The following is a 5,925-nucleotide window of genomic DNA, read 5'->3' as shown; positions in this document are numbered from 1 at the left end:
GACCCGCAGTCCGAAGCCGCCGTAGCCGCTCACGCCCGGCACGTTCAGGCCCATCGCCCCCGTCAGCATGTCCTGGCCGAACATCAGCGACGCCCCGGTGGAGGCGGCCTGGCCGCCGCCGGCCTGCTGCTGGGCGGCGCTCTGCATGGCCATGCCGCCCACGGCGCCCATCAGGCTGCCCATGCCGCCCAGGCCGCCGCCGAAGCCGCCGCCGCCGCGCCCGAACCCGCCGCTGGTCACGCCCTTGGCGAGCACCATGGCGCCGGTCTTCAGCCCCTCGCCGATGGCGGCGCTCATCTTCGACTTCTTGAGGTCGTCGTACTCCTTGTCGAGCTTCTGCAGCGGCGCGCGCTCCGCCGCGCAGGCGTTGAGGACTGCGTCCTTGCCGCCCTTGCCCTGGGCCATGACCGGCTGCACCGTCAGGCTGAGCAGCGCCACCGCGCTGACCGCCATCCGCAGGCGGCGTGCGTTGCGAAGCGTTTCCATCGTCGTCCCCCGTCGTCCCTAGCTGCTGACTCCCAGCCGCTCCAGTTCGCCACGCGCGTCCTGGTCGCCGGCCGCGAGAGCCTTGCGGTAGTACTCGATCGCCTTCTTCCGGTCGGCGCGCACGCCCTGGCCGGTCTCGTACATGATCCCGAGGTTGCGCATGGCGAGCGCGCTGCCCCGGTCGGCCGCGGCCTGGAATAGCCGCACCGCCTCGGCCGGATTGGCCCGCACGCCCGCGCCGCGCGCGGTCATGCTGCCTAGGCCGAGATAGCCGCGCGCGTCACCGGCGTTTGCGGCCAACCGATAGTATTCTGCGGCGCGCGCATAGTCCTGAGGTAACCCGCTACCGGTTTCGAGCATGACGGCCAAGCTGGACATGCCCTCGCTGTTGCCGGCCTCCGCGGCGCGTTGGTACCAGGTGGCGGCCTGCACTTCGTCCTTGCGGACCGCCTCGCCGTCCTCGTAGGCGTAGCCGAGGCGCACCATGGCGTCGGTGTCCCCGGCCACGGCCGCCCGCTCGTAGAGGGTGAACGCCCGGCGCGGATCGCGTGGGACGCCCTGGCCGCGCTCATACAGGTCGCCGAGCTGGGCGATCGAGGGGCCGTCGCCGGCGTCCACCGCCTTTTGCAGCCAGGACGCGGCCTGACGCGGATCCGGGGCCACCCCGCGGCCGCGCAAGTAGGCTTCCGCCAGCATGCCCATGGCGGTGGCCGAACCCTTATCCGACGCCTTCTGCAGCCAGCCGAACCCGTCGCGTTCGTCCTTGGCTGTGCCGAAGCCGTTCAGGCGGCACAGGGCCCAGTTGACCATCCCGCCGGAGTGGCCGGCGTCGGCCGAGGCCTTGAACCAGCGCGCCGCGGCGGCGGCGTCCTTGGGCGCGCCCTTGCCCGTCAGAGACATGACGCCGAGGTTGTACATGGCCGCGCCGTTGCCGGCCTTGGCGGCCGCGTTCCAGTCGCGGGCGGCGGCGGCGTAGTCCCCGCGGGCGAAGGCCTCGCGGGCGCTGATCACCAGGTCCTGTCCCGGCTGGGCCGAGCGCGACGCCACCTGGAACGAGCCGGCGGGCAGCTTCTCGAGCGCCCGGATGCGGTTGGCGGCCAGCTTACGGAAGGAGCCGGTGATCTCGCCGCGATCCTGCGCCTCCATATAGGCCTTGAAGTCGGCCGGATCGTCCGAGTCCTTGACCGTGTTCCAGAAGACCTGGTCCTTCTCCCACTTTATCTTGGTGAGATCGGCGGCGGAGGCCGCCGCGGACCTGGCCGGACCGTTGGGGTCGAAGCTCCAGTGCACGTTGGGCCAGATGCCCTGTAGGTCGGGCGTCTGCTCGCCCTCGGTCATCCGCTCGACCTCGGCCTGGACATAGCTGGGCAGCTCGCCCACGGTGATGCCGGGCCGGGTGAGGCCCTGGGTCAGGGCGATGGCGAAGGGGCTGTTGGCCGCCCCGCCGGCGCCGTCCTGGGCCACCTGGCCGGGGCCGGCGGCCATCAGGGTGACGACGGCGACGCTGGTGGGGCCGGTCTCGCGGGCGAGGCCCCGGCTGTTGCCGCCGATGCTGCGGGTGGCGGTGGGGTTGTTGCGGCAGGCGTCCAGGATGATCAGGCGCACGGCCTTGGCGCCCATCATGGCTTGGCCCAGGCGGGCGGACTCGACCGAGGTGCCGGTCAGGGCGGACTTGTTGGTGCTCAGCGCGTCCTTGGGCAGCAGGTAGTTGACGCCGTCGATCATCGCCCCGTGGCCGGCGTAGTAGATCACCGCCGCTTCCGACCCCTTGGCGTCCTCCTCGAACTGGCCCAGGCCCTCGATCAGCTGGTTGCGGTTGGGGTCCGTCAGCACCTTCACCTGGAAGCCCAGCTTCTGCAGGGTGGTCTGCACCAGCCGGGCGTCCTTGGCGGGGTTCGCTAGGCTCGGGACCTTGTCGTATTTGGAGACGCCGACGATCAGCGCCACGCGTTGCGCCGCCCAGGCGCCGTTGGCGGCCACGACGTTGATCACGACCGCCGCGAAGATCGCTTTCCAGCGGCGCTTCGGCCCATGACCGGCCGGGGGCGACGACAACGCCCTACGCATCACTTCCACCCTCCACCCCAACCTTAACAAGATACCCGAAAATCCGAAACCGCGCCGCTTGCAAACGGCAAGCCGGCGGAATCGCGGGGTATTCCTATTATTCGTTGGACGGGCGGGCTTGGAGGCACCGCGTGGGCAGGTCGACGTCGCGCCCTCCCTCCGTCGCCCGGCGGCGGGGGGAAGGCGTCGGTTTCAGCGCCGGGGTTCGGGGTACTGCACCCGCGGTTTCAGGTTCTCGATGACGGCACGGGCGTCGAAGGCCCTGACGTCGTCGGCGGGCTTGGGCCCCTTCTGCATGACGATCTCGGCCGAGGCCTCGAACCGCTCCACGGTGCGGACATCGACGCGATCGGCCCAGAAGGGATCACCCCAGAACGGGTCCCAGCCGCGCCAGCCATAGCCCGCGCCATAGTAGCGCCACGACGGCCGCCAGAAGCCGTAGGATCCGTACCAGGGCCGGTAGAAGGGGTCGGGCTCGACGTAGGTCCGGGTTTTCTTGTCGGTGTCCCGGTCGACGATGGCGAACCAGTCGTAACCGCTCTCGACCGTCAGCTCGGCGGCGCGGAAGAGCAGATAGCCCTCCACCGTCTCGCGGCTGGTCAGAGAGTTGCCCATGAAGTTCACGCGATAGCGGTTGGGCTCCAGCCGGATCTCGGAATAGCCCCCGGCGGTGGACTGTCCCTTGATGTTGGGCTGGTACGGCGTCGGCGTCGCGCAGGCCGCGAGCCCGGCCGATAAGGCCAGGGCGATGGCGAAAGCGGCTGATTTCCTAGACATTGTCGGATCTCGAACTCAAACGTCCCCCAATCGGGAAGACTTATGTTTCACAACACTTCGCCGCAATTGTGGTTGCGGCGTATCAATCAGCCCGTCACAGCCAGCACATAGACGAGGCGGCCGAGGGCCCCGAAGAGCAATACGGCCACCGCCAGGGCCTGGATCAGGAAGCCGGCCTCGCGCTTCTTGGGGTCGGCCACATAGCCGATCTGATAGACGATCCGGCCCACGATCCAGACCAGGCCGATCAGCGCCGCCCAGAGGTCGCTCCAGTAGATCGCGAACAGCCAGAGCGGCACGAGGAACAGCGGCAGCCACTCGAGGGTGTTGTAGTGCGCGCGGATGGTGCGCTCCAGCACCGGGTCGCCCGTCATCGTCGGCGCCTGGATCCCGCACTTGCCGCGGGCCTTGCCCACCTGGAGTCCCATCCAGAAGTAGACCAGCAACGCCAGAAGGCTGACGATGGCGACGTAGGCGTGGCTTTGCATGAGGCCTCCCGAACCCTGAGGCGAACAAGCGCCGCCGTTGGCGCGACAGTGGCGCCTTATGCGTTCGGGGGGAACCGATTGGATCGCGCCGTGCGTTCTAGGGGCGTACAGCCCTTGGGAGACCGCCGATGGACGTCGAATCCACGGCCATCCAGGCCATCGACTACGACCAGGACCACGAGAAGCTGCTCGTCCGCTTCACCAGCGGCGAGCGCTACATCTATGTTGGCGTGCCGGGCGAGGTGCATCGCTCGTTCCTGGACGCGGACTCGAAGGGCCGCTTCTTCCAGGCCGAGATCCGCGACCAGTATCCGTACAACCGGCTGGAGGGTTAGCCGCCCCGCTTGTCGCGCTTGGCCGCCACCCGCAGGCGCAGGGCGTTGAGTTTGATGAAGCCCGCCGCGTCCCGGTGATCGTAGGCGATCTTGCCTTCTTCGAACGTGACCAGCTCCTGGTCGTACAGCGAGTAGGGGCTGGTGCGGCCGATCACGGTCACGCCGCCCTTGTAGAGCTTCACCCGGACCTGGCCGGTGACGTTCTTTTGGGAAAGGTCGATGGCCGCCTGCAGCATCTCCCGCTCGGGGGCGAACCAGAAGCCGTTGTAGATGAGCGATGCGTACTTCGGCATCAGCTCGTCCTTCAGGTGCATGGCGCCGCGGTCGAGGGTGATGGACTCCATGCCGCGGTGGGCGTGCAGCAGGATCGTGCCGCCGGGGGTCTCGTAGACGCCGCGCGACTTCATGCCGACGTAGCGGTTCTCCACCAGGTCGAGGCGGCCCACGCCGTTGTCGTGGCCCAGCTGGTTCAGCCGGGTCAGCAGGGCGGCCGGCGACAGCTTCTCGCCGTCGATGGCCACGGGGTCGCCGTTCTCGAAATCCATGGTGAAGACGGTCGGCTTGTCCGGCGCGTCCTCGGGGCTGATCGTGCGCTGGTGGACGAACTCGGGCGCCTCGACCGCCGGATCCTCCAGCACCTTCCCCTCGGACGAGGAGTGCAGCAGGTTGGCGTCGACGCTGAACGGCGCCTCGCCGCGCTTGTCCTTGGTGATCGGGATCTGGTGCTTCTCGGCGAAGTCCAGCAGGGCCTCGCGGCTCTTGAAGTCCCACTCGCGCCAGGGCGCCACCACGTGGATGTCGGGCTCCAGGGCGTAGTAGGCGATCTCGAAGCGGACCTGGTCGTTGCCCTTGCCGGTCGCGCCGTGAGCCACGGCGTCGGCGCCGATCTTCCGGGCGATCTCGATCTGCTTCTTGGCGATCAGCGGCCGCGCGATCGAGGTGCCCAGGAGGTACTGGCCTTCATAGACCGTGTTCGCGCGGAACATGGGGAAGACGTAGTCGCGGACGAACTCCTCCCGCACGTCCTCGACGAAGGCGTACTCCGGCTTCACGCCCAGGGTGATGGCCTTGTGACGCGCCGGCTCCACCTCCTCGCCCTGGCCCAGGTCGGCCGTGAAGGTCGCCACCTCGGCGCCCAGCTCGGTCTGCAGCCACTTGACGATGGTGGAGCTGTCGAGCCCGCCGGAATAGGCGAGGACGACCTTCTTGATGTCGGCCATGGAGTTGGAAGCCTTCGGAGAGAAGCGGAGACGTCGCGCCTTTAAGGGCAGGCGGCCCGAGGGTTCAAGGCGAAACCACGCCCTCGTCCTCCAGCGTGCGCAGACTGCCTCGCAGCCATGTCAGGCACACGACGGCGAACAGCCCCGCCAGCAGGGCCCGCGAGAGGAAGAGGATCACGGCCGACTGCAGGTCGTGCACCGCCAGCCGCGACATGGCCGACAGCGCCAGGCCGAGCACCAGGGGCGTGCCGAACATCACGCCGAGGGCCACGTTGCGGGCCAGCCGCCAGGTGGGCCGGCCGTCCTTGCCCCACTGCATCGGCATCCTCGCGCCGGCCGGCACGCGCTTCAGCGCGCCGCGGCTGGTGGAGGCGATCAGGGCCATGGCGACGATCCACAGGCCGTCGGCGATGAAGTGCAGGGCGGTGATCATCTAGACGGTGACCTGGGTCCCCATTTCGACCACGCGGCCCGGCGGGATCTTGTAGAAGTCCGTCGGGTTGGCGGCGTTCTTCATCAGGAAGATGAACAGCTTGTCCTGCCAGAGCGGCA

General features: G+C 68.8%; 7 protein-coding genes and 1 pseudogene. 1 reads left to right on the top strand and 7 read right to left on the bottom strand.

Annotation, left to right across the window (positions count from 1 at the left end):
• From AX721_RS28060 to AX721_RS18435, 4 genes and pseudogenes are all read right to left on the bottom strand, one after another.
• Positions 1–486 (bottom strand): annotated as a pseudogene (locus tag AX721_RS28060) (hypothetical protein); the annotation flags it as partial.
• An 18-nt stretch (positions 487–504) separates the two neighbouring features.
• Positions 505–2,553, bottom strand: coding sequence for a caspase family protein (locus tag AX721_RS18445; protein WP_082765329.1), 2,049 nt, complete (start codon positions 2,551–2,553; stop codon positions 505–507).
• Between the two features lie 192 nt (positions 2,554–2,745).
• Positions 2,746–3,330 carry a hypothetical protein gene (locus tag AX721_RS18440; RefSeq protein WP_068877445.1) on the bottom strand — a complete coding sequence of 195 codons (585 nt, stop codon included), beginning with the start codon at positions 3,328–3,330 and terminating at the stop codon, positions 2,746–2,748.
• Between the two features lie 86 nt (positions 3,331–3,416).
• Positions 3,417–3,818 (bottom strand): MAPEG family protein, encoded by a 402-nt coding sequence (locus AX721_RS18435; RefSeq protein ID WP_068877444.1) that lies wholly within the window; start codon positions 3,816–3,818, stop codon positions 3,417–3,419.
• A gap of 128 nt (positions 3,819–3,946) precedes the next feature.
• Between AX721_RS18435 and AX721_RS18430 the strand changes: the two genes are divergently transcribed.
• Positions 3,947–4,153: a KTSC domain-containing protein gene (locus tag AX721_RS18430; RefSeq protein WP_068877443.1), complete on the top strand. Its 207-nt coding sequence runs from the start codon at positions 3,947–3,949 to the stop codon at positions 4,151–4,153.
• On the opposite strand, the gene AX721_RS18425 is transcribed toward AX721_RS18430, so the two are convergent.
• The 3 genes from AX721_RS18425 to AX721_RS28425 form a co-directional block, all read right to left on the bottom strand.
• On the bottom strand, positions 4,150–5,373 hold the full coding sequence (locus tag AX721_RS18425) for an argininosuccinate synthase (RefSeq protein WP_068877442.1): 1,224 nt from the start codon (positions 5,371–5,373) through the stop codon (positions 4,150–4,152). The genes AX721_RS18430 and AX721_RS18425 overlap by 4 nt on opposite strands.
• A gap of 64 nt (positions 5,374–5,437) precedes the next feature.
• The gene (locus AX721_RS18420; RefSeq protein ID WP_068877441.1) at positions 5,438–5,806 is read right to left on the bottom strand and encodes a hypothetical protein; all 369 of its coding nucleotides are present in this window, start codon (positions 5,804–5,806) and stop codon (positions 5,438–5,440) included.
• Positions 5,807–5,925: hypothetical protein (locus AX721_RS28425; RefSeq protein WP_231754740.1), on the bottom strand; the 119-nt coding region annotated here is incomplete at its 5' end.

The organism is Phenylobacterium sp. CCH9-H3, assembly GCF_001557235.1.
Lineage (GTDB): Bacteria > Pseudomonadota > Alphaproteobacteria > Caulobacterales > Caulobacteraceae > Phenylobacterium.
Note: the sequence above shows the minus strand (reverse complement) of the source record. Positions and strands in the feature narration are given on the sequence as shown.

Bases quoted from the DNA above. Each gene is read 5' to 3' on its own strand.
- AX721_RS18445 (WP_082765329.1), bottom strand. From the start codon at position 2,553: ATGCGTAGGGCGTTGTCGTCGCCCCCGGCCGGTCATGGGCCGAAGCGC.
- AX721_RS18440 (WP_068877445.1), bottom strand. From the start codon at position 3,330: ATGTCTAGGAAATCAGCCGCTTTCGCCATCGCCCTGGCCTTATCGGCC.
- AX721_RS18435 (WP_068877444.1), bottom strand. From the start codon at position 3,818: ATGCAAAGCCACGCCTACGTCGCCATCGTCAGCCTTCTGGCGTTGCTG.
- AX721_RS18430 (WP_068877443.1), top strand. From the start codon at position 3,947: ATGGACGTCGAATCCACGGCCATCCAGGCCATCGACTACGACCAGGAC.
- AX721_RS18425 (WP_068877442.1), bottom strand. From the start codon at position 5,373: ATGGCCGACATCAAGAAGGTCGTCCTCGCCTATTCCGGCGGGCTCGAC.
- AX721_RS18420 (WP_068877441.1), bottom strand. From the start codon at position 5,806: ATGATCACCGCCCTGCACTTCATCGCCGACGGCCTGTGGATCGTCGCC.